The organism is Candidatus Portiera aleyrodidarum BT-B-HRs, from assembly GCF_000300075.1.
Lineage (GTDB): Bacteria > Pseudomonadota > Gammaproteobacteria > Johnevansiales > Johnevansiaceae > Portiera > Portiera aleyrodidarum.
This window is the reverse complement of sequence record NC_018677.1, coordinates 47,435-70,786: the sequence shown is the minus strand read 5'-3', so window position 1 is coordinate 70,786 and position 23,352 is coordinate 47,435. Positions and strand designations below refer to the sequence as shown.

General features: G+C 24.4%; 13 protein-coding genes and 1 tRNA gene. 2 read left to right on the top strand and 12 right to left on the bottom strand.

Going from position 1 to position 23,352, the window contains the following annotated elements:
- Nucleotide 1: 1 nt before the first annotated feature.
- The 8 genes from C530_RS00250 to lon all read right to left on the bottom strand — a co-directional run bounded on the left by C530_RS00250 (nt 2) and on the right by lon (nt 15,335).
- The gene (locus C530_RS00250) at nt 2-1,240 is read right to left on the bottom strand and encodes an aminotransferase class V-fold PLP-dependent enzyme (RefSeq protein WP_014894971.1); all 1,239 of its coding nucleotides are present in this window, start codon (nt 1,238-1,240) and stop codon (nt 2-4) included.
- Between the two features lie 2 nt (nt 1,241-1,242).
- Nucleotides 1,243-2,280 (bottom strand): SufD family Fe-S cluster assembly protein, encoded by a 1,038-nt coding sequence (locus tag C530_RS00245; RefSeq protein ID WP_236858727.1) that lies wholly within the window; start codon nt 2,278-2,280, stop codon nt 1,243-1,245.
- The gene (gene sufC / locus C530_RS00240) at nt 2,258-2,995 is read right to left on the bottom strand and encodes a Fe-S cluster assembly ATPase SufC (protein ID WP_014894969.1); all 738 of its coding nucleotides are present in this window, start codon (nt 2,993-2,995) and stop codon (nt 2,258-2,260) included. The genes C530_RS00245 and sufC overlap by 23 nt, the downstream gene beginning before the upstream one ends.
- A gap of 1,931 nt (nt 2,996-4,926) precedes the next feature.
- Nucleotides 4,927-6,351, bottom strand: coding sequence for a Fe-S cluster assembly protein SufB (gene sufB / locus C530_RS00235; RefSeq protein WP_014894968.1), 1,425 nt, complete (start codon nt 6,349-6,351; stop codon nt 4,927-4,929).
- Between the two features lie 1,237 nt (nt 6,352-7,588).
- Nucleotides 7,589-8,764, bottom strand: coding sequence for an ATP phosphoribosyltransferase regulatory subunit (locus tag C530_RS00230; protein ID WP_014975208.1), 1,176 nt, complete (start codon nt 8,762-8,764; stop codon nt 7,589-7,591).
- A gap of 441 nt (nt 8,765-9,205) precedes the next feature.
- Nucleotides 9,206-9,460, bottom strand: coding sequence for a tRNA delta(2)-isopentenylpyrophosphate transferase (locus tag C530_RS00225; protein WP_014894965.1), 255 nt, complete (start codon nt 9,458-9,460; stop codon nt 9,206-9,208).
- Between the two features lie 1,669 nt (nt 9,461-11,129).
- Nucleotides 11,130-12,968, bottom strand: a complete 1,839-nt coding sequence (gene ilvD, locus C530_RS00220) for a dihydroxy-acid dehydratase (RefSeq protein ID WP_014894964.1) — start codon at nt 12,966-12,968, stop codon at nt 11,130-11,132.
- A gap of 42 nt (nt 12,969-13,010) precedes the next feature.
- Nucleotides 13,011-15,335 carry an endopeptidase La gene (lon, locus tag C530_RS00215; RefSeq protein WP_014894963.1) on the bottom strand — a complete coding sequence of 775 codons (2,325 nt, stop codon included), beginning with the start codon at nt 15,333-15,335 and terminating at the stop codon, nt 13,011-13,013.
- A gap of 1,935 nt (nt 15,336-17,270) precedes the next feature.
- Here lon and hisS point away from each other — a divergent pair.
- The gene (hisS, locus tag C530_RS00210) at nt 17,271-18,575 is read left to right on the top strand and encodes a histidine--tRNA ligase (RefSeq protein WP_014894962.1); all 1,305 of its coding nucleotides are present in this window, start codon (nt 17,271-17,273) and stop codon (nt 18,573-18,575) included.
- Nucleotides 18,547-20,127, top strand: a complete 1,581-nt coding sequence (locus C530_RS00205) for a GTPase (protein WP_014894961.1) — start codon at nt 18,547-18,549, stop codon at nt 20,125-20,127. Before hisS ends, C530_RS00205 begins: the two co-directional genes overlap by 29 nt.
- A 9-nt stretch (nt 20,128-20,136) precedes the next feature.
- Here C530_RS00205 and C530_RS00200 read toward each other — a convergent pair.
- From C530_RS00200 to C530_RS00185, 4 genes are all read right to left on the bottom strand, one after another.
- Nucleotides 20,137-20,210 (bottom strand) — tRNA-Arg (locus C530_RS00200).
- Nucleotides 20,211-20,788: 578 nt separating this feature from the next.
- Complete coding sequence (gene serS / locus C530_RS00195) at nt 20,789-22,054, bottom strand: serine--tRNA ligase (RefSeq protein ID WP_014894960.1); 1,266 nt, start codon at nt 22,052-22,054, stop codon at nt 20,789-20,791.
- Between the two features lie 10 nt (nt 22,055-22,064).
- A complete protein-coding gene (locus tag C530_RS00190) occupies nt 22,065-22,667 on the bottom strand; it encodes a LysE/ArgO family amino acid transporter (RefSeq protein WP_014894959.1) in 603 nt (200 codons plus the stop codon).
- A 35-nt stretch (nt 22,668-22,702) separates the two neighbouring features.
- Nucleotides 22,703-23,338, bottom strand: coding sequence for a phosphoribosylanthranilate isomerase (locus C530_RS00185; protein WP_014894958.1), 636 nt, complete (start codon nt 23,336-23,338; stop codon nt 22,703-22,705).
- Nucleotides 23,339-23,352 lie beyond the last annotated feature (14 nt).

The window sequence follows — 23,352 nt, the reverse complement described above, 5'->3', positions numbered from 1 at the left end:
GTTAAAATATTTTTATTAGTGTTTTTAATGTTCTTATAAACGTGTTTATTTCTTCTAAATTATTATATAAGGCAAATGAGACTCTACAAACTGTATTTATTCCATAATTAGTTAATATGGGTTGGCCACAATGATGGCCCGTTCTAATAGCAATTCCATATTTATCCAATACTAACCCTATATCATGTGAATTAATACCTTCAATAAGAAAAGATACCACTGAAACTTTTTTACTTCTTCCTATAATATGAATTGTTTTTATTTGTTGAAAATCTTTAATGATAAAATATACTAAAAGTTTTTCCCAAGTTTTAATCAACTTTAAATTTTTTGTTAACCACTTTAAAGACGAATAATAAGCTATAATATTACATATTGTTTGTGTACCGGCTTCAAATTTGTAAGGTAATTCTGAATATATAATTTGTTCTTTAAAAAAACTAAAATACTTTACCATGTCTCCACCATATTGCCAAGGATCCATCTTGTTTAAGATGTCTAACCGTACATATAGTATACCAACTCCAGTTGGACCATAAGTTTTATGGGCAGAAAAAACATAAAAATCTATCTTTATTTTTTGTACATCAATCTTTTTATGGGAAATAGCTTGCGCTCCATCTATTAATATTAAAGCTTGTTTTTTATGAACTATTTTTGATAATATGTTAAGTTTGTTTGTTGTACCTAATACATTAGAAACATGTGTTATAACTACTAATTTCGTTTGATGTGTCAATAAGTTGTGAAATCTTTTTATATCTATTAACCCAGTTTCTGTTACTGGGATTATTTTTAATTTAAATCCTTTATTTATTGATAAAATTTTCCAAGGTAGGATATTTGAATGATGTTCCATCATAGAAATTACAATTTCACTTCCTTTGTCTAATAAATTACCATAACTATTTGATATTATATTAATAGATTCTGTAGTTCCTTTTGTAAATATAATTTCTTCTTTATATTTTGCATTTATACTTTTACAAACCATTTTTCTTGTGCGTTCATATGCTATTGTAACTTCCTTTGATAAATAAGTTATTCCTCTATGTATATTAGCATTATAATAGTTATTATATTCATTCATTATGTTAATTACATTGTTTGGCATTTGACTTGTCGCTGCATTATCAAAAAAAATTAACTCATATAGTTTGTGTATACAATTTTTTAATATAGGAAACTCTTCTCTTATTTTAAGAATTTTGTTTTTTAGTTTTATATAATTTATTAACATTTTTATTGTCTATAAGCATCTTTTAACTTTATTATTTTTGTACAACCTAAATATCGTTTAAACGCTTTTATTTCAATTTTAGTTAAAAAGTCATTAATGAAACTTAATAATATTAATGATTTAGCTAACGGTTTTGTTAATCCTCTTGTTCTCAAATAAAAAATATAATCTTCATTTATTTTACCAACAATAGTTTTATGTGTACAGACCACATCTTTTGATTTTATTTTTAATTTCGGATTTGTTTTAATCGTAGCCTTATTAGACAATAATATATTTGAAGATTTTTGAATGCCATATATATTTTTTATATTTTTTTTTATGTTGATATAACAATGTAAAAGTCCTGTCGAACTTATTAAACCTTTATAATTTACATTAGATTTTGTAAAACTCGTTATATGATTAATAATTATGTTATTTCTTATAAAATTTTTATCTTTCGGAGAAAACAACCCTACCACATCACATTTACTATATTCATCTTTTAAATTAATTTCTAAGTTATAATACAAAAAATAGCTATATATCTTTATATTATAAAACTCACAATTACTATATTTACTTAGATTTACAACAATATTTGATAAACAATAATCTATTGTATTTAAAGCAACTAAATGAAACCATGTAATCTTTGCCTCGTCACTAATATTCATTTCCATTTTTATATTATTTATATGTTTGTTGCTACTTTTATTTATATAATGCTCTAAAATTTGTATTTTTAGCTTTTTCTCAACCAAAACTAATATTTTTAAATTAATTTGTTTATATATTTTTTGTTTTGAAATATGTAACATATAAATTGGTTTTTTTATTTTTATATTTGATTTTAAATTAAGTATTAAACCACTATAAGTGTAATATTTTTTTTTTATTTTATCAGTTTCTTTATTCATAAGATTATTTTTTAAATAAATTATATTTACTTCACATGAGTTAATTACATTTGAGTATTTTTTTGACAGTTTACCATCTATAAATACAATCATATAAGCATCAATATTTAATAAATCACACATAATTTTTATAACCAAAGAGGTCTATTTCATTTACTAAAGTTTTATCACCCGATTTTATAATCTTTCCATCAACTAAAATATGTATAAAATTAGGCTCTATATAATTTAATATACGTTTATAATGAGTAATTAAAACAATCGAACATTTCTTAGATTTAATCAAATTTATTCCATTTGATACAACTTTCATTGAATCTATATCTAATCCTGAATCTATTTCATCAAGTAAAGCGACTTTTGGTTTTAACAATAACATTTGTAAAAGTTCATTTTTTTTTCTCTCCCCACCTGAAAATGCTTCATTTACATCTCTATTTAAAAGTTTTTTTTCTATTTTTAAATATTTCATTTTTTGTTTTATTTTTTTTATTACTTGTAAAACAGTTATTGTTTCGTTTTGTAAATACGTTAATTTTTCATTTAAAGCTGTATGTAAAAAATATATATTTTTAACGCCTGCTATAGAAATGGGATTTTGAAAGCTCAACAACATTCCAACTTTAGATCTTTCTTCTATGTTTAGCTCTGAAATATTAATACCATTAAAAAACAATTTCCCGTTCTTTATTGTATAATTTTCTTTTCCAACCAATGTTGATACTAAACTTGATTTCCCTGACCCATTTGGCCCCATTATTACATGTAATTCACCTGTTTTTATCTTTATGTTAATACTTTGTAATATATTATTTTTTTTTATATTAACCTTTAAATTCTCTATTTTTAACATTTTAATATAACCATTAATATTTACTTACATTACTTTTCTTTCTAACCATACAGCATATTTATTTTACAAACATAATTTACTAACAACATCATTTTTAAAACGTTTACTTTAAACCTATTACCCTACAGCATTTATAATATAAACCTTAAACTAAGAACTTAGAGCTACTAGCTTTTAATTTAACCATAAACTTTTTAGTTTTAATTATACAATATATAAATTAGTCAATAAACTTAATACTTTTACACCATACTTTTTTCATATGAATACAACTGATATAATAACTCACCTATTTACAATATGTTGAACATAACACACCAACCACAATACATAACAAAACTTTCAAAACTAACTTACCACTTCTACATAATATTTTTTACACACACTACACCAATATATATAAAACAATCAATTTCTTATTAGCTCTTTTGTTAATACAAAACAATCAATTTCTTATTAGCTCTTTTGTTTTCTATAAAAAAAAACAACAATATTTTAATTTACAACCCATATCCACAGAACCGACTATATACCATAAACACACTACACCATGCATACAGCTGCTTACAAATTACAATACGTAATCCACAATTTTTACAGCTTACACACTTTACACATACAGCTAAATACAAACTCACATTTTATTAACACAAACCCTACTTCTAACACCTCTTAACACAAACCTTTTACGAACACAAACTATTAACACCATCTTTTTTTTTAGCTATACAACATCTACCTACTTTCATTTCTTTCTTTTTTTTTACTATATATTTATACAACAACCTTTATAGTTTATAATACAATACGTAGATACAAATACACTTATATGTAAAATAATACAACGAAAAAAATGGAATTTAAATAAGCATAAAAAAAACTAAACATAAAGAAAAAGAAAAAAGTCAACAAAAAATAAAACCACAACTACATAACGACCTAAAACCTATAGCATTAAGCCTTAAAACATTATATACACATTGGTATAAAAAGAGAACTGAGTTTAACTTTTTAAGTTATAAAAAACAACAACCATAAATACAGAATTTAAAAAAATATAAGATTAAGCAAAAACATTTAATACAAAGCCATAAACAAATCACAAAACCTTTATATTTTACTACAAACCATACCATACACCAACAAACCTATATCTCAAGCAAAAAAAAAACCACCAACTATTTAGCCTTTAATTTAACCACTAACACCACTCACAAAACAAACAAACCTTAAGCAAAAATAAACAAACCTAAAGACCTACAATCTAACTACTTAACATTTAACCACTCCACTAACCTTTACCCCTTTATACTTTTACTCTTTTCTATTTTTATACAAAATACAACACCTTTACTGTTTCTACACCTACCCTTAAACAAACAAGCAACAACCTATTCTTTAAGCATAATATATTTTCATAAAAGCTTTTAGTTTACCTATCACACACAACAGTTTTATCCAAAACTTAACCTTTAACATAAAATAAGTAATTTAACACCAAGCTTTTAGTTTATCTATTTTCTAAACGATACAACTTTCATACCTTCTTTAACATAAACAGCAAAAACAAACCTAACTGCTTTAACATTAAGCAAACACAAAACCAATAACAAACCTAACTGCTTAACATTTTAATCCTTACTAACTAATTAACTATAAATTTACTACAACATCTTTTTTTTTATACATTAGCATTCAAGCAAAACAATTTACCAAAAATAAATTCAATACTAAACGCATAATTTCTTTATTATAAACAACATTTATCAGCTAAACCACTTACACAACATTAAACAAACATAACACAAATGTTTTAAATGACATTAAACAGATATAAGCTAAACAACATAACAAAAAGAGTAAAAAAGCAACAAAAAAGATAACAGATAACGCATAAAATAAAACAAGTAAACACTAAAGCATAAAAAAGTTTAACCTAACGACCCTTCTAATGTAATTTCTAACAAAGCAGACGCTTCAACTGCAAACTCCATTGGCAATTTTTGAAAAATATCTTTACAAAAGCCATTTACTATCATATTTATAGTATTTTCTTTATTTATACCACGTTGCATTAAATAAAACATTTTTTCTTTATTTATTTTATATGCAGTAGCTTCATGTTCTACTATTGCCGTATCGTTCTTTATAGCTTGATAAGGTATTGTGTAAATAGTACTTGTTTTGCCTATTATTAATGAATCACATTGAGTAAAATTGCTTGAGTTACTGGCGTGTTTGCTAATTTTAACTAAACCTCTATAAGCTTGTTTAGACTTACCAATAGCAACACCCTTAGCAATTATTGTAGATTTTGTATTGCTCCCTATATGAATCATTTTAGTTCCCGTATCAGCTTTTTGTTTATTATTTGTTATGGCCATTGAATAAAATTCACCTTTCGAAAAATCACCTAACAGGATACACGAAGGATATTTCCATGTTATTGCTGAGCCTGTTTCTAATTGAATCCAACTGATTTTTGATTTTATTCCTTTACATAAACCACGTTTGGTTACAAAATTATAAATGCCTCCTTTGCCAAATTTATTACCTGGATACCAATTTTGTACTGTAGAATATTTTATATAACTCTCTTCAAAAGCTATTAATTCAACGACAGCAGCATGCAATTGATTCGAATCGTATATAGTTGCTGTGCAACCTTCTAAATAAGAAACTTCTGCTCTTTTCTCACATATTATTAAAGTTCTTTCAAATTGTCCTAATTTTTCAGAGTTCAAACGAAAATAAGTTGATAATTCTATAGGGCTTTTTTTTCCTTCTGGTAAAAACACAAAAGATCCATCTGTAAATACTGCAGAATTTAATGAAGCAAAATAATTATCATCATTCGGTACAACTGACCCTAAGTATAGTTGTATTAGATCACAATATTTCATTATTGCTTCTGAAATAGAGCAAAAAATAATTCCTAATTTATATAATTTTTTTTTATATGTAGTTGCGATTGACACTGAATCTAAAACCGCATCTATAGCTATTGTTTGTTTTTTTTTATCATACAAATTCACACCTAATTTTTTGTAAACATGTAATAACTTTTTATCTAAATATTTTTTTTGGGGCGAGCTATAAAAAGACATTTCTTTATAATTTATTTCTGGTGTTTTAAATATAGCCCAAAAGGGTGGTTTCATCTTTAACCATTTTAAATAAGCTTCTAATCGCCATTTTAACATCCATTTTGGTTCTTTTTTCTGTTTCGATAAATTACGTATTATTTTTTTATTTAAACCTGGTAACTGTACGTTACTAGCGATGTTTATTTTAAAACCATATTTATAGTCTTTTTTATCAAACAATTTTACTAAAGTTTTATCTGTATTTCTCACCTATTGTTTCTCTTAAAGTAAATTTTAATATGATAGTATCCTTAATATTTTATCATGGCGATCTAATCACGAGTTAAATATTTTGTTTTTTCTATAGAAACCTAATATTAACTTTTGATTATTTTGGTAATGTTTTCTAAGCTAATTCACAGTACCGTTATTGGGTTGCCTCAAACCTTTCACGTTTTTAAGACTGTTGTATTTATACTGTTTTTAAGACTGTTGTATTTATACTAATTTTTTAAATCAAGACATATGCTTTAATCTTTTTTTTAAGTTCTAAAACCTATAACTTACTTAAGCATATATTTTATTATTATTAATATATAACAAACTTTACTTACTAAACAATAAACAGCTTCTTTTAAATACCAGTGTTTTTACCTTGTTCGTTTGCTTTAATAAATAAATATATACCTATTTTCTTTTTTTAAAGACAATTAGTTGTATTGTTAAGTTATAAAAACCACAAGTACAATTGATAAGACCACAAATAAATAGTGGTTGAGCTCGTAACATAGGGATAAGACCACAAATAAATAGTAGTTGAGCTCGTAACATAGGGATAAGTCTATATCTAATTTTTAAATTGTGCTCCTAACAAAATACCTTTGACAAAAAATTTTTTTTTAACATTTATTATATTTTTTTTAAAAGAACTTACGTAAACTTTTTAGTAAAACAATTGTGTGCTCAAAGACTTGATTTTAATGTAAATTGTTTATTTATAAAAGAATTTTCAATACAAAACTAAAAATTTAACTTATTGTATCTTTAAAATAAAACTGTTCCTTAAATAAGATATCACTAATTTTAATAAATCTTATAGCTAGTATGTCTTCGTATACTGGGAAAATTACACACTTAGTAGTGCCGATTTTTGTTGATTTAAATAAATTTCTATTGCTATATCTAACAGTACATGTTAGTCAATTTTTTTTAAACATTATTATGAAATAATAAATCTTTTATTAAGTTTTATAATGTCTATTTACTTCAACAAATTATTTTATGAACTAACGACTCCTTTGCTTATTATACAAATTTCCTTCGATCTTAAACTAACTTATGGTATTAATTTTATTTTTCTAACTAGTGTATGACCACAATTTTATCGAACGACTGTATTTATGGATAAATAAGTTACATAATCTACTACTTTTGCTTTACATTCATCACAAATTGTATTAATAGTATTTAAAACTATATTCTTGTCTCAACATAATCTTTATTTTGTTTATAAACATCTTATTTGCCATTCTTTTTTTATTAAACATAACTTTCTGTTACAATTATTTTCCTTCGTACAAACTCCTGGTAATTCGTGTATAACTTGTTCTCCATAAAATCTTAACTCATTTATTTTTTTTTCTAATTTTTTATCTTCTAAAAAAGGTGCTAATATTCCTTCTTTTATATTTTCTTGTTTCTCATGTAAGGATATAAGTAAATTTAAATCAAAAGTACACCCTGTGGCTGGGCTTTGCTTTCCATATTTTTGACCAATATCATATCTACCTCCTTTTGCTAATGGTTTTACGACACCAGACACATAAGCTGTAAATATAAAACCATTATGATATTGATAACCTTTTAAATCTGATAAATCAAAATATATAGAGATATTTTTTACTTTTTTATTTATAAGCTTATAGATTTCTTTTAATTCATCTAACAGTACTTTTATTTCTTTAATATACGATATTGTTTTATATGCTTTTTGTATAATCTTAAAATCACCATGTAATTTAGGTAGCAGTTTAAATATTTTCCTTACTTTAAAATCAACGTTTATTTTATCTATTAAAAGATCTACATCAGTATATGATTTATTGTCTATGGCTTCAAACAACTGTTTTAAATATTTTTTTTTTATTTTAGATTTTTTTACTAATACTTTATATATGCCAATATGTCCAACTGATAAATTTATATGTTTTGCGCCAGATACTATTAAACTTTTTATAGTAAGAATTATTATTTCAATATCTGCTTCTAAACCTTTATATCCTAGCAATTCTATTCCTACTTGTATAGGCGTTCTTTCTAAATCATTCTGATCTTCATCAAGAAAAGCACGAAACACATTTGTGCAATAACACACCCTGTACGGTCCTTTGTTTTTTAATACATTAGAATCTATCCTAGCAATTTGAGGTGTTGAATCTGCACTTAAACCAATTAATTTACCACTTAACATATCAATTAACTTAACTGTTTGTAGTTCTAAATCATATCCTACAACATTCAATAATGTTTCTAAAAACTCTATATGGGGAGGTATAATTAAGTTATAACCATATTTATAATATAAATTTAATAATTTTTTTCTTAAATTCTCTATATTTATAGATTGTGGGGGTAATATTTCCTTTATACCATCAGGTAATAAATTTTTTTCATAATTTTTCATACATTTATAATACTATATAATATATTTTTTTTTCCATTCTTCTGTAATATTTATTTCAACTAATTATACAACCTAATCTCTATTTCTATTTTTATGTTTATAAGCATCTAACAAAAAAGCATCTTTATATTTTTGTAACCATAATTTTTTTTTTGCTAAGTTTCTATTAGCTGATTAAATCTTATCTTTTAAAATAAAATAATTATATTTTTCATCAACAAAGTCACCAATTTTCCGATAACCTATACTTCGATTTTCAGGTAATTCTAAATACATATTTTTCATAAACGTTAACATTTATACTTGTGTGATGAAAGCTTTTTCAAAAATAATATTTAAACGTATTAACACGGTTTTATATAAGTTTTCCTTGTTATTGTGTTTAATAATAATTTTTATTACATTTCATTTAAATTTTTATTATTGTTTTTCCAATATTAATTAATCAGTATTTAAATATACTTCTAATAATCGTTTTATTCGATAAATGTCTTTATTATATAATTTTAATACAGTTTTATGAAATAATTTATTATTAAATAATAAACAATACTTATTGCTTAATTTAATATTGTAAAAAGTTATTGTTGCTATTCCTTCTAATAAAGTTTTTAAATTAAACATTGTACCACAAACTAAAATATGAATCTTTCCTAACTTACTAATTGTTTTTATTGCTTCTTTACGAAAATCCAAATCTAAATATTTTTCATTATTATTTTTATATATATTAATTCATGATATCTATATTTTTGTTTTGCTGTTCCGATATCCATCTTTCTATTAACCATAGCTGAATCTACACTAATTAACTCACAATTTTATATTCTTTTAAAGTTATAGCTAACTTTTTTTCCTGATGCTGTGGTCCCCATATCTAATTTTACTTATATTCTTATTTTTTTTATACTTTTTATATATATTTCTATTTATCTACGTAGTCTTTTGTTTAGTTTTGATGGTTAGCTTTCTGTGTTTTTATGGTTTTTTCTTTACTATATAACCATCTTTTTCTGTATTGTATAATTTTTCTCTTTTTCTTTGCTGTTTACTGTTCTTTTTTTTTGTCTATATGCTATTTTGTTGTTTTTTTTTTCTACTTTTTCTATGTTATGTGTTGTATTTTTTTTTGTTTGTTATTATGGTTTTAGATGATATTTTTGTTTAGCTTTTGTATTACAGTTTTTTTATTAGTATGGTTAATGGATTTATTGGGTTCTGCTGTATGTTGTTTATTGCTTAAAGTTGTATGCTGTATAGTAACTATTCTTTTTTGTATAGACTTGTAAAGTTTACTAATATATAGAAGGTTGTATATACTATGTAAAATATGCTGTAGGTTTAATGAATGTAGATGTAGAAAAGGGTTAAGGGTTAAATTGTTAGTAGTGGATGTAATGTTTAAATAGTAGATTAATGTGTTTGTTTATAGTAGTTGTTTCTTTTAAATTTATTGGTTAAGTTAATTTTGTTGTTAAAATTATAAATGCTTAAACTTGTTTGTTTAATACTTAACTAACTATAAGAGTTGTATTTTGTATTGTATAGTTTGAAAAATATATATGTCATACGGTATACAAGTAAAATAAGGTTTTGTTGTTATTTAATAGAATTTGTAATGATAAATTGAACAAAAAGGTATTAATATGTTTGTAAAAAAACATTAATTGTATAAAAACAAAATATTTAGTATTAGTTATTTGAAGAAAATATAAAATACTTATTTTAAACGTATATCTAAAAACATATATTACGTATTAACGATACCGATAAAAAAAAACACATGTACACAAGTATAAATGCCTATTATTTTCCTGTGTAAAAATAAATTAGATGTGAAAAATAGAAAAGATAGAACAGATATGGAGTGTTTGAATAGTTGTGTCTATAAAAAACTTGTTGTTTAGTAAGTTTTAAGTTTAGTAGATATTATTCAAGTTAAAATCTTTATGTAATCCAAATCAAATTCAAAAAAAAATATATTAAACTAATAATATATAATTGATGTTTTGTTTAAAAATAAAAGTTTAAATATTGGTTAACAATATGTTTGTTAATATATCTATTATATATAAAGCTTAATCTTTATATGTTTATATTGAATAAGATAAAAATCATTAGTTAAGAGATTTAAAGTGTTGAATTGTTTATATAAAGTTTTTCTTCTATTTAAAATTTATTTCTTTGTTTTGTAATTTTTTTTCTAACGAAAAAGCTATGGATTTTGTTGGGATTTGTTTTATAAAAACTATGAACTTTGTTATGATTTGTTTTATAAAAATTATGAAAATATAGTTATTTACGTTTTGTTTTGTTTTATTTATTGGAATGTAATGTGTAAAGTCTTTTTATAAAAAAAAGTAAATCATTTATAACATATTATTTTTCTTGTAGCACCTGTATCTGCTGATGTAGCAAAATGTGAATACAATTTCAACGTGTTAGTTATTTTTCTCTTACGGTTAGTTATTTGCGTCCATTTGTTTTTATAAAGTTTAATCATTATTTTTCTACGATTATTTAATAACTTTTTATTAATCAATACATTTAAATATCTTTCTTTTAAATTAATACTTATTACATCATTATCTTCAACCAATGCTATATTGCCATACTCAGCTGCTTCTGGAGATATATGTCCAATGGATAAACCTGAAGTACCACCTGAAAATCTTCCATCCGTTAATAAAGCACAATATTTATCTAAATGTTTATATTTTAAATAAGAGGTAGGATATAGCATTTCTTGCATACCAGGGCCACCTTTAGGTCCTTCAAAACATATAATTAAAATGTCCCCTTTTTTTATTTTATTCTTTAATATTTGTTGGACGGCTTTTTCTTGCGAATATACAACTTTAGCCCTTCCTTTAAATAATAAATTTTTTCTATAAACTCCAGCTGTTTTAACAACACATCCCTTTTCTGCTATATTACCAAACAAAATAGCTAGACCTCCATCTGAGGAGTAACAATTGTTTAGATTACGTATACAACCAGTAACTCTATCTTTATCTAATGCAGTCCATTGATTGTTCTGATAAAACGCTTTTGTTGTTATTATACGCCCAGGAGCTGATTTATAAAAGTTTAATATATTTTTATCATTAGAACACATAATATCCCATTTATATAGAGCTTTTTCTAATGTTTTACTGTGTACAGTGGATACCTTAATATTTAATAAATTTAATTTATTTAATTCTCCTAACAATCCAAAAACACCTCCAGCTCTATGAAAATCTTCAATATAATATTTATTTGTATTTGGAGATAATTTACATAATTGAGGCACCTTTTTTGATAATATATCTATATGTTTTAATTTAAACTTTATGTTTGCTTCTGTAGCAATCGCTAATAAATGAAGTATTGTATTTGTTGATCCACCCATTGCTATATCCATTATCATCGCATTTTCAAACGAATTTTTTACACAAATATCACGAGGTAAAACTTTTTTGTTCTTGTTATAATATTCGTTAGTTAATTCTACAATTCGTTTGCCTACTTTATTAAATAATAATTTTCTGTTTTTATGAGTTGATAACAACGTCCCATTGCCTGGAAATGTCAAACCTAACACTTCTAATAAACAATTCATAGAATTTGCTGTAAACATACCTGAACAACTACCACAAGTAGGACATGCATTTTTTTCTATTTCTAATCTTTTTGTTTTTTTTTTATCTTTTGATCCACTTATTATTATTGCATCAACTAAATTTATATTTTTTTTTTCCTTTTTTAACTTACCTACTTCCATTGCACCCCCCGAAACAAATATTGTAGGTACATTTAATCTAAAACAAGCTATTAACATACCTGGCGTTATTTTATCACAATTAGAAATACAAACCAAAGCATCAGCACAATGCGCATTTACCATATATTCTATTGAATCCGCTATAAGTTCTCTTGAAGGCAACGAGTACAACATTCCGCTATGACCCATAGCGATACCATCATCTATCGCAATAGTATTAAAAACTTTTGCGTTAGCTCCATTTTTTATAATTGACTTTTTTATAATAGTTCCTACCTTATCTAGATTGATATGACCAGGCACAAAATCTGTATAAGAATTAGCAATTGCTATTATTGGCTTATAAAAATCATTATCTTTCATTCCCGTCGCACGCCATAAAGCTCGTGCTCCAACCATGGTTTTTTTTGTCGTTGTATACGATCTATAAGTATTCATGTTTTATTTACCTAATAAATAACTAAAAGAATCAACAATATGTTAAAATACTAGTTTTGCAACATCTTTATAGTCTTTAACAAAATGAATTTTTATATTTTTTTTTAAATAATTTGGTAAGTTTTCAAAATCACTTTTATTTCCTTTTGGTAGTAATATTTCAAATATTTCACTTCTTCTAGCTGCTACTATTTTTTCTCTTATTCCTCCTACTGCTAATACCTTACCTGTTAACGTAATTTCTCCGGTCATTGCTATAATTCTTGTTATACTTTTTAACGTAGCTAAAGATATTAAAGCTGTTGTCATAGTAATACCTGCAGAAGGGCCATCCTTCTGCACTGCGCCTTCTGGAACATGTAAATGTATAAAATATTTATTAAAAAACTTTTTATTTATCTTATAATGATTTATATTCGCTAATATATAGCTGTATGCTATTTTGGCTGACTCTTTCATTACACTACCTAAATTGCCTGTTAATTTTAATCCATTTTTTAAATTATTTATTTTAACAGCTTCTATTGGTAAAGTCACACCACCTAGTTGCGTCCATGCTAATCCTGTTACTACACCTATACCTTTCAACGAAGGTTCTTTTTTAAATTTAGGTAAACCTAAATAATTTTTTAAATTATTTTTTGAAATTTTGATCACTTTATTTTTATTTAGTAATAATTTCACTGCTGATTTACGAATAATACGATGTAATTGTTTTTCTAAAGTTCTTACTCCTGATTCTCTAGCATATCCTTCAATAACTTGTTTTAATGCTGGCGAGGTAATTTTTATACTTTTTTTAGGTAAATTATCTTTTTTTAATAATCTAGGCCATAAATATTTTTTCGCTATAGTGTATTTTTCTTCATAAATATAACCACACAATCGAATCACTTCCATTCTGTCATATAAAGGTATGGGAATTGTGTCTATTTGATTTGCTGTACATATAAAAATTACTTTAGATAAATCTACCTTTATATCTAAATAATTATCAAAAAATTCATTGTTTTGTTCTGAATCTAATACCTCTAACAAAGCCGATGCTGGATCATTATTATATGTTTGACTAATTTTATCTATTTCATCCAACATAATGACAGGATTAAAGACTTGAGTATCTTTTAATGCTTGAACTATTTTTCCTGGCATTGAACTTACATAAGTTCTCCGATGTCCTTTTATTTCAGCTTCATCACGTATACCACCCAATGATATTCTATAAAATTTTCTTCCTAAAGCATTAGCTATAGATTTTCCTATCGATGTTTTTCCCACACCGGGTGGACCTAGTAATAACAAAATTGAGCCTCCTACAGTACCTTTAAAAGTACATTCAGCTAAAAATTCAATAATTCTTTCTTTTATATCAATTAAACCATTATGATTGTTATTTAATATTTTCCGTGCATATTTTATGTCAATTATATCTTTCGAGACAATTCCCCAAGGAATTTTTGTTAACCATTCTAAATAATTACGAGTTGTACTATATTCAGGAGATCCTATGTCTAATATTTTTAATTTATTTATTTCTTCGTTTATTTTATTTTTTGCTTTTGTTGATAAATTATACCTTTTTATACGTTTTTTAAATGTATTTATATCTGTTTTTCTTTCGTCTTTTTTTATATCTAATTCTTTTTGTATAAGTTTTAATTGCTCTCTTAAAAAAAAATCTCTTTGTCTTTCATGCATTTGCAAATTTACTTTTTGTGATATTTCATTATATAAATTAGAAATTTCTATTTCTTTTCTTAACAAAGGTAGCACTAATTGCATACGTTTTAAAATTGATAATGTTTCTAAAATATTTTGTAACTCTTTACCTTTATTTGATGTAATTGCTGCTGCAAAATCAGTTAATGGGCCTGGATCACTAGGACTAAATCTATTTAAATATTTTTTTAATTCTTCACCATATAATGGATTATTTGGTAATAATTCTTTTATTCCTTTTATCATAGCAATTGCATACGCGCGTGTCTCATTTGATTCTTTATTTATATTTTCTTTAGGATATATAACTTCTACATAAAATGGAGCTTTATTTGATATCCAATTTATTATTTTAAAACGTCTTAAACCTTGAGCTATCAATTGAATTTGATCTCCATCTGTACGATGGATTTTTACAATTGTTCCCATCATAGGAAATTCTTTAATTTTTGGACTTTCTTCAACAATCTTATTGTTTCCAACATAACTTAAGCCTAAACAACCATGTTTTGTATTAAACACTCTTTTTATAGTTTCAACCCATCTATTTTTATCTATTAGTAATGGCTGTATTTGTGCTGGAAAAAACGGCCTATTATTTATGGGCAGTAAATAAATACTTTCTGGCAATATTTGATTATTTGACACTATTTTCGTCCTTTATATTTTTGTTTTTGTTCTGTGTTATTCGTTTTCTTTAGTTTTCTGATTTTTGTTTTTTTTGATTTTATATATTTTCGCTTTAACTTTTTTTCTGTTTGTTATTGTTTTTTTTTTGTTTTGAGTTATATGTATTCTATTTTAAGATCTATGTGTTTATGTTTGATGTTAGTTGGCAGTTTTGTAGGTATGTGTTAGAGGATATATTTTTGTTATATAAGCTTGTTTACTCCTTGTTTTGTGCTTTTTTATTTTATATGTCTTCGTTCTTATATTTTATGTTTTTTAGTTTTTGTGTTAACTTTTAGCTGTTATTTTCATTGTATTAGTTGTTATGTGTTTTGTATTTGTGTTATCTGTATGTGCGTTTGTGTTTGCTTTATGTTAGAGTTTTAGTTTAATCTTTTTATTTAGTTGCTGTATGTGTTCTTCTTTTATGTTTTGATTAACGCTGAATTTATTTAATTGCTGTATTTTTATTCTCTATTGTATTTTATTTTGCTAAGTTGGGTTATATGTTATGCTTTATGTCCGTTTAGATTTGTTATTTGCTGTTTTGTCTTTTTTTAGTTGTTAGGTGTTATCTGTTCTTTCTTAATTTCGTTAACATATTTGAGTTATATGTATTATAAAAATATTTGTTTTGCTGTGAATTGTGGTTATGGTTGTTAAATAGTTCTTATGTCTTATGTTTTATGTTTTGTGAATTGTGGTTATGGTTGTTAAATAGTTCTTATGTCTTATGTTTTATGATTAATGTATAGAATTTTTTGTACTTAAAAGAGTTGTGAATTTTGAAGTATATTTAATAATTTAGGATTGTTGTTATTTTTGATGTTGTTTGTTTAATGCTTAATATCGTAACTTGTTATGCTAATTATAAATAATGTAAATAATAAATACAACACTATGTAGTATTGCTAAAGAGATGGTTGTATTGGTATTGATGTAAGTTGAAAAACTAATTTATAACTAGTTTGTAAGTGGTTGTGTAAAACTAATAGTTTTATATTATTTATTAAAAATTGTGTTGTACTTAAAAAAAATATCTTTAAAATTGTGTTATTGTTCAGTGTTTTTGTTTATTCTTTAAATTTTTATATCGTTATTGCTTTTTACTAAACCGTGTATATTCTTTCTTGTTTTTTTTGTTTTGTATATATTTTAGCTGTATGTTGTTATTATATATAGTTTTTTTTTTTGATTGTGTATTAGTGATTTTTGTTAAATTTTTGGTTTGTGTATTTCATTTATTATATGTTATGTTATGTTATATTATATTAGTTTAGTTTGATATATAAGACTTGTGTAGTTATATTTTTTCTAAACTATGTTTAAAGGTTAAGTGTAGAATGAAAAAAATATGTTATATAAAAAAAATAAATGGATGGTAACATGTTGTTGTTTGTGTTTTGTGTTATAAGTTAGCAAATGTTAGCAGAAGGATGTTTTTTGTATGATAATTATGTTATGTGTTAGCAATCTCAAGTATGTATTTGGTTAAGAATTTGTTGTTTGTGATAAATGATAAAAAAAGAAAGAAAAGAAAATAAAAATCATGGCTTATTAAACAGTAGTATTAGTAGAAGTTTTGTTGTTAAAAAGTTATTAAATAAAAATGTTGTGGTTTAATGGTGTTGGTTAAAAGAAAAGAAAATTGTATTGTATGTAGAAGTGGTAATTGTTATTTGTTAAAAAGAATTATGTTTGTATAAGAAAGGAAAGAATTAAATTAAGATTGTAAAATGGCGTTGAGTAGATTATTTGTGTGTGTTAAAAAAATTGTTTTATTATTAGAGTTTTTTTACATATTGTATTTTCTATTATTTAAATCTAGTTAGCAATGTAGTTTTAATATTGCTTATTTAGTATTTAAGTAAATATAATCTTTGTTTAAACAAAACAATATAACAGATATAGTTTATGATAACAATAAAATCTCTTAAAGGTATGAATGATATTCTACCTAAAAAATCTGTTATTTGGCAATATATAGAAAATAAAATTAAAATGATTTTATATCAGCATTTATATTTAGAGATTAGAACACCAATTATTGAACAAACTAATTTATTTACCATCTCTTTAGGACAAACTACAGATATAATAAAAAAAGAAATGTATACGTTTAAGGATAAAAAGCAAAAACAATTAACATTAAGACCTGAAAACACTACTTCTATAATTAGATCTATACTAGAAAATCATATGACAAATCAAACACAAAAAGTGTGGTATGTTGGTCCAATGTTTAGATATGAAAATCCTCAAAATGGTCGGTTTAGGCAATTTCATCAATTTGGAGTAGAAAGTTTTAATAAACATGGTCCAGAGATGGACTCAGAAATAATAATAATGACAAATAGAATATTCAAGGCATTAGGGGTGCAAAAATATTTACATTTAGAAATAAATTCTTTGGGTTCAAAAACATCAAGACGATTATACACAAATATATTGTTCAAGTATTTAAAAAAGTTTAAAAATTATTTAGATAGCAATCTAATATATAAGATGTATAAAAATCCTTTAAGATTATTAGATACTAAAGTAAAGAATATAACATATATAGTAACACATACTCCAAACATATTAGATTATATAGATCAAAAATCTATTAAACATTTTGAATATTTAAAAAAGATTTTAAATTACACAAACATCAAATACAAAATAAATAAAAACTTAGTAAGAGGTTTAGATTATTATTCACGCACTGTTTTTGAATGGAAAACGAAAGCTTTAGGTAGTCAAAATACTATATGTGCTGGTGGTAGGTATGATTATTTATTAAAATTTTTTAATTGTAAAAAAACTCCAGCTATAGGTTGTGCTATAGGCTTAGAAAGAACAATATTGTTATTAAAAACCACAAATAAACTTCCAACTAATATGAAAATTAAAAGTCATGTTTGTTTTATTACAATTTCAAATAAAAAAACTATTATAATTAAATCAATTAAACTATTAGAGTTTCTTCGTAATGAATTACCTAATTTGATTATACAAAACACTTTTTGTGATACATCTTTTAAAAAAAATATATATAAAGCAAAGAAAAATAACATAAATATTCTTTTAATTTATGGAGAGAATGAAGTTCAAAAGAATAAAGTGTCTATAAAAGATTTATATAAAAAAACACAAAACTTATTAGCTTTAAAACCGTTAATAAACACTCTGAAATCAATATTTTATTATGAGTCAAATTATTACAATAATTGGTAAAACCAATGTAGGAAAATCAACATTGTTTAATTGCTTAACAAAAAATAAAGATTCTATAACAAACAATATTCCTTTTTTTACAAGAGATAGAAAGTATGGAATATTACAACTAAATAATAAAAACTGCACTTTAATAGATACAGCTGCACTTTCTACTGATTTCTTTTCTTATAAAACAAACAATCTAACCTATTGTATAAATAAACAAACAAAAATAGCTATTCAAGAAGCACATATCATTTTGTTTTTAATAACAGCTTACAGTCACTTAGATTCTTTTTACAAAAAAATCATTAAGTTTTTACAAAAAAAAAATAAAACAATAATATTTATTATTAACAAAATTGATTATATGATACCGTGTTCTTTTAATTATTTAAATTATGACGATCAAACACTTTTTATTTCTGCTTTACACAAAATTAATATAAAACATTTGTTAACAAGAATTTCTGGTATTTTGTCTAATGATAATAAAACCAATTATATAAATCAAACACAAAACACAACACTTAAACCCTTTTTACTTCACAACACACATCTTAAAATAACAACTAACATAATAAAAACTAACCAGCATACACAAAACAAAACTCTCAAAATCAAAAACACACATCATAAAATAACCAATAACAATCTATTAATAAACAGCAAACATAAAAATATTATCAAAAGTTTTAAACAAATAACAACCATAAAACAACCTATTAATAAAAATCCTATTAAACTCAAAGCCTTTAAACAAATAACAACTAACCAAAATAAGCATAAACAAAACAACAATCATAAAACTAGTAATCTTACAAATATATGTATTATTGGTAAAACCAATGTTGGGAAATCAACACTAATAAATAGCTTAGTAAAAGAAACGCGTTTAATTATTAATCATCAACCTGGTACTACACGAGAAAATATAACGATTAAAATCCTCTATAAAAATCATTTATTTCTGTTAACAGATACAAAAGGAATAACTAACACTATAAAACAACTTAAACTATTTAGTAAGTTTATACATCACTATGATATTGTTTTTTATGTTATCGATGCAACTAGGGGCTTTTTCGAACAAGATATCTTTCTTTTAAAACAGATTTTATTTTCAGGAAAACATTTATTTTTAATTTTTAATAAATGTGATGCAATCAATAACAAACAAATTATGTTTATACATCAGTTGTTGTATTCTAAGTTATATCAATTTACAAAAATTTTAACCATGCATTTTATTTCTGCTTTATATCTTTATAATTTCGTTTCCATTTTTAATTCTCTTGACTTATTTGTGTTTTTAAAGACAAAATTTTGGTCTATTAAATTTTTAACAAACTTGCTAAATTTAGCAATAAAAAAAAAACCCCTCTTTAAAAACAAGCATAATTTTAAATTATTATTAGCAAAACAAATAAATATAAATCCTATAATTATTGTTGTTTTTGGGCAAACAACCAAACAAAGTTTACCAAATCATTATAAAAGATATTTATTTAATTTTCTTGTACAAAAACTCAATATAACAAACCTATTTTTACAACTTCATTTTTTTTAGAAACTATAATACGCCTGAGAGGGATCGAACCTCCAACCCTTTAATTCGTAGTTAAATACTCTGTCCAATTGAGTTACAGGCGCTTTTTTGTTTTTTTTGCTGTTCTTGTTGTGTTGTTATGTTTTAGTAGTATATACAAAATATTGTAATGACTTATATTTTATGTTTTTTTTGTTAGAGGGTTAGTTATGTAAAAAGTTGTTATTTGATTAAAAGCTGTTAGCTTAAAAATCATTTGTTTGTTTGTTCTTAAAAGTTATGTAGTTTTGTTTTATTTTTTATAGCTGATAGTATAAATGCTTATGTGTTTATGTGTTAGCAGTTTAATTGTTTGTGTTTTGTAAAAATTATGAATTGTAGTTGTATTATTAAATGGAATATTGTGTTAAAAAGTTTGTTATGTAGTTGTGTTTAGCACTTAGGTTTAATGCTTTTGTGATGTTAATTAATAGCTTATATTGTTAACTATTAGTTATTGTTTAATTATAGTTAAAAGTTATTAAGAATATAAAAATATAACAGTAGGTGTTGTTAAATAGTTATGTATTTGTAAAAGTAGTGTAGTTATTAGCAAAAAGTGGTAAATTGTGTTTTTATGTTAGGGGTATATGTAGTAGTAAGGGTTAAAAGAAAAAACCAGCAAAAACTAAAAAAAAAAGAACTAATAAAGACGGTTAATACCACACATATAAGAGCGCAAACTATCTGGAACTGTAATAGAGCCATCTTCGTTTTGATAATATTCCAATACGGCTAACAAACAACGACCAACAGCTAGTCCAGAGCCATTAAGTGTATGTACAAATTTAGGCTTTGCTTTGTCTTTATTAATACGAAATCTAGTTTTAATTCTTCTTGCTTGAAAATCCTCACAATTAGATATCGATGAAATCTCTAAATAAGTTTCAAGACTAGGAATCCAAACTTCTATATCATAAGTTTTAGATGCACAAAAACTAATATCTTCCTTACATAAACTTATAACTCTATAAGGCAAATTTAATGCTTTTAAAATTTCTTCAGCATGGTTAGTCATATCTTCTAATACAACATAAGATTTTTCAGGATGTACTATTTGAACTAATTCTATTTTATCAAACTGTAGCTGTCTCAACATACCACGAGAATCAGTTCCATAAGATACAGGTTCGTTTCTAAAACAAGGAGAATGTGCTGTTAATTTAATTGGTAAATCATTAACATTGAAAAGTTTACCACTGACACTATTAACTAAAGGGACTTCAGCTGTAGGAATAAGAAAATATTCATTTTCTCCTTCAAGTTCAAAAACATTTTTATTAAATTGAGGTAATTGACCTGTACCTACTAAAGAAGTTCTATTAATTATATATGGCACATACATTTCTTCATAACCATGATCATTAATTTGCTTATCTAACATAAATTGTATTAAAGCACGATGTAATTTAGCTAAATTTCCACGTATTAAAGTAAAATTAGAACCAGTTATTTTAGTTGCTAATTCAAAATCAATATCACCATTTAATAAGCCTATCTTAATATGATCACGTATGGAAAAGTTAAATGATTTAGGAACTCCCCAACGTATTATCTCTATATTGGTTTTAATTGGTACACTATTATGTGGTAAGTTTGGTATTTTAAATAAAATATTATAAATTTTTTTGTTGGTTACTTCTAAACATAAAATATTTTTATGAAGTTTATGATTTATTTTTTTTACTTTTACAAATAACTTTTGTACTTTTAATATATAATTCTTGTTGTTTCCTATAGTTTTAGATATAATATTGCGTTTATTTTGTAAAGTTTCAGTATTAGTTTTAAACTTATTGCGTATTTCTAGCAACGTTTTAATTTTTTTAATATCTAATTCATAACCACGGCTGGCTAATTTTTTAACAACATTATTAAAATTGTTGCAAATTAATTTAATATCTAACATATATTTTTATTTAAAAAGGTAGTAGTAATTGCCAAGCGACAAATAACAAAATTATTCCCGTAATTAAATCCAATAATCTCCATACTTTAGAAGACGCTAGTAATAATTTAAATGTTCTAGCTATAAAAATTAAACTAAAAAACCATAAAAAAGAAGCTAATCCAGCGCCTAAAACAAACATAAATGGACAAGCCTGAGATGCCCCAATAGTACCTAACATTAATAAAGTATCAAAATAAACATGTGGATTAAGTAATGTAATAGCAAGGGTATAAAAAAAAATACTTAATCTTCCTTTATAACAATTTTTTAGAAGTTGTAGTTGTTCTGATTCACGCATACGTACAAACGCTTTTATAGATTGTAATATTAAAAAAAATATACCTATCCAACGTGCTATAATAATAAAATCTTTATGGTTTTGAATAAAAACTGAAAGTCCTGCAACACCGGTTGCAGTTAATATTACATCACACAATGCACATATAAATGCAACCATCCAAGGATAATTACCACGTAATCCTTGATTTAAAACAAATGCATTTTGTGCTCCTATAACTATAATTAAAGCTCCACCTAATATTAAACCATTGCATCCAGATAATAAACCCATTGTGTCTATCCTATTATTTTTAATAAAAAGTTTGCCTAAAAAAACAATATATTAGCTTTGTTAACGGCTATAGCAAAAGCATTCATTTTATAATGATCTTTTATACCTTCTGATAATTCAATACCTTTAGCAACATCTACGGCATATGGTAAAACTATTTTTATAGCTTTATTTACATTTAAAGAATTTAATCCACCTGCTAAAATTATATTATTGTTAAGGTTTTGTTTTATTTTAAACCAATCAAAACTTTTTCCTGTACCTCCTGGTAAACATGCACAATAAGTATCTAAAAGTAACCCATATGCTTTGCTGTAAATTTCTGATTCCATCAGTAGGTCTATATTATGAGACATACGTAATGCTTTTATCCATGGTTTCTTAAATAAATTACAAAACTTAGAATGTTCATTACCATGAAATTGTAAACTATCCAAAAAAGGAGTACAAGAAGATATAAAGTCATAGCTTTGATTAAAAAAAACACCAACACGACAAACAAAAACAGGAACTTTAGTAGATAAAAGAATTAACCGATGAATATCAACAGAACGTTTACTACCAGGCCAAAGTATAAAACCTAGTGCGTCAACTCCAGAATTTACAGCATCTTTTAGATCTTCTTTATTAGTGATTCCACAATATTTTACTTTTACTCGTTTAGTTTTCATTTTAAATATACTCC

What these genes read in the sequence shown, in the direction of transcription:
- C530_RS00250 (WP_014894971.1), bottom strand. Translation starts at nt 1,240, where the DNA reads ATGTTAATAAATTATATAAAACTAAAAAACAAAATTCTTAAAATAAGA.
- sufC (WP_014894969.1), bottom strand. Translation starts at nt 2,995, where the DNA reads ATGTTAAAAATAGAGAATTTAAAGGTTAATATAAAAAAAAATAATATA.
- C530_RS00230 (WP_014975208.1), bottom strand. Translation starts at nt 8,764, where the DNA reads ATGAAAAATTATGAAAAAAATTTATTACCTGATGGTATAAAGGAAATA.
- ilvD (WP_014894964.1), bottom strand. Translation starts at nt 12,968, where the DNA reads ATGAATACTTATAGATCGTATACAACGACAAAAAAAACCATGGTTGGA.
- hisS (WP_014894962.1), top strand. Translation starts at nt 17,271, where the DNA reads ATGATAACAATAAAATCTCTTAAAGGTATGAATGATATTCTACCTAAA.
- C530_RS00205 (WP_014894961.1), top strand. Translation starts at nt 18,547, where the DNA reads ATGAGTCAAATTATTACAATAATTGGTAAAACCAATGTAGGAAAATCA.
- serS (WP_014894960.1), bottom strand. Translation starts at nt 22,054, where the DNA reads ATGTTAGATATTAAATTAATTTGCAACAATTTTAATAATGTTGTTAAA.
- C530_RS00190 (WP_014894959.1), bottom strand. Translation starts at nt 22,667, where the DNA reads ATGGGTTTATTATCTGGATGCAATGGTTTAATATTAGGTGGAGCTTTA.
- C530_RS00185 (WP_014894958.1), bottom strand. Translation starts at nt 23,338, where the DNA reads ATGAAAACTAAACGAGTAAAAGTAAAATATTGTGGAATCACTAATAAA.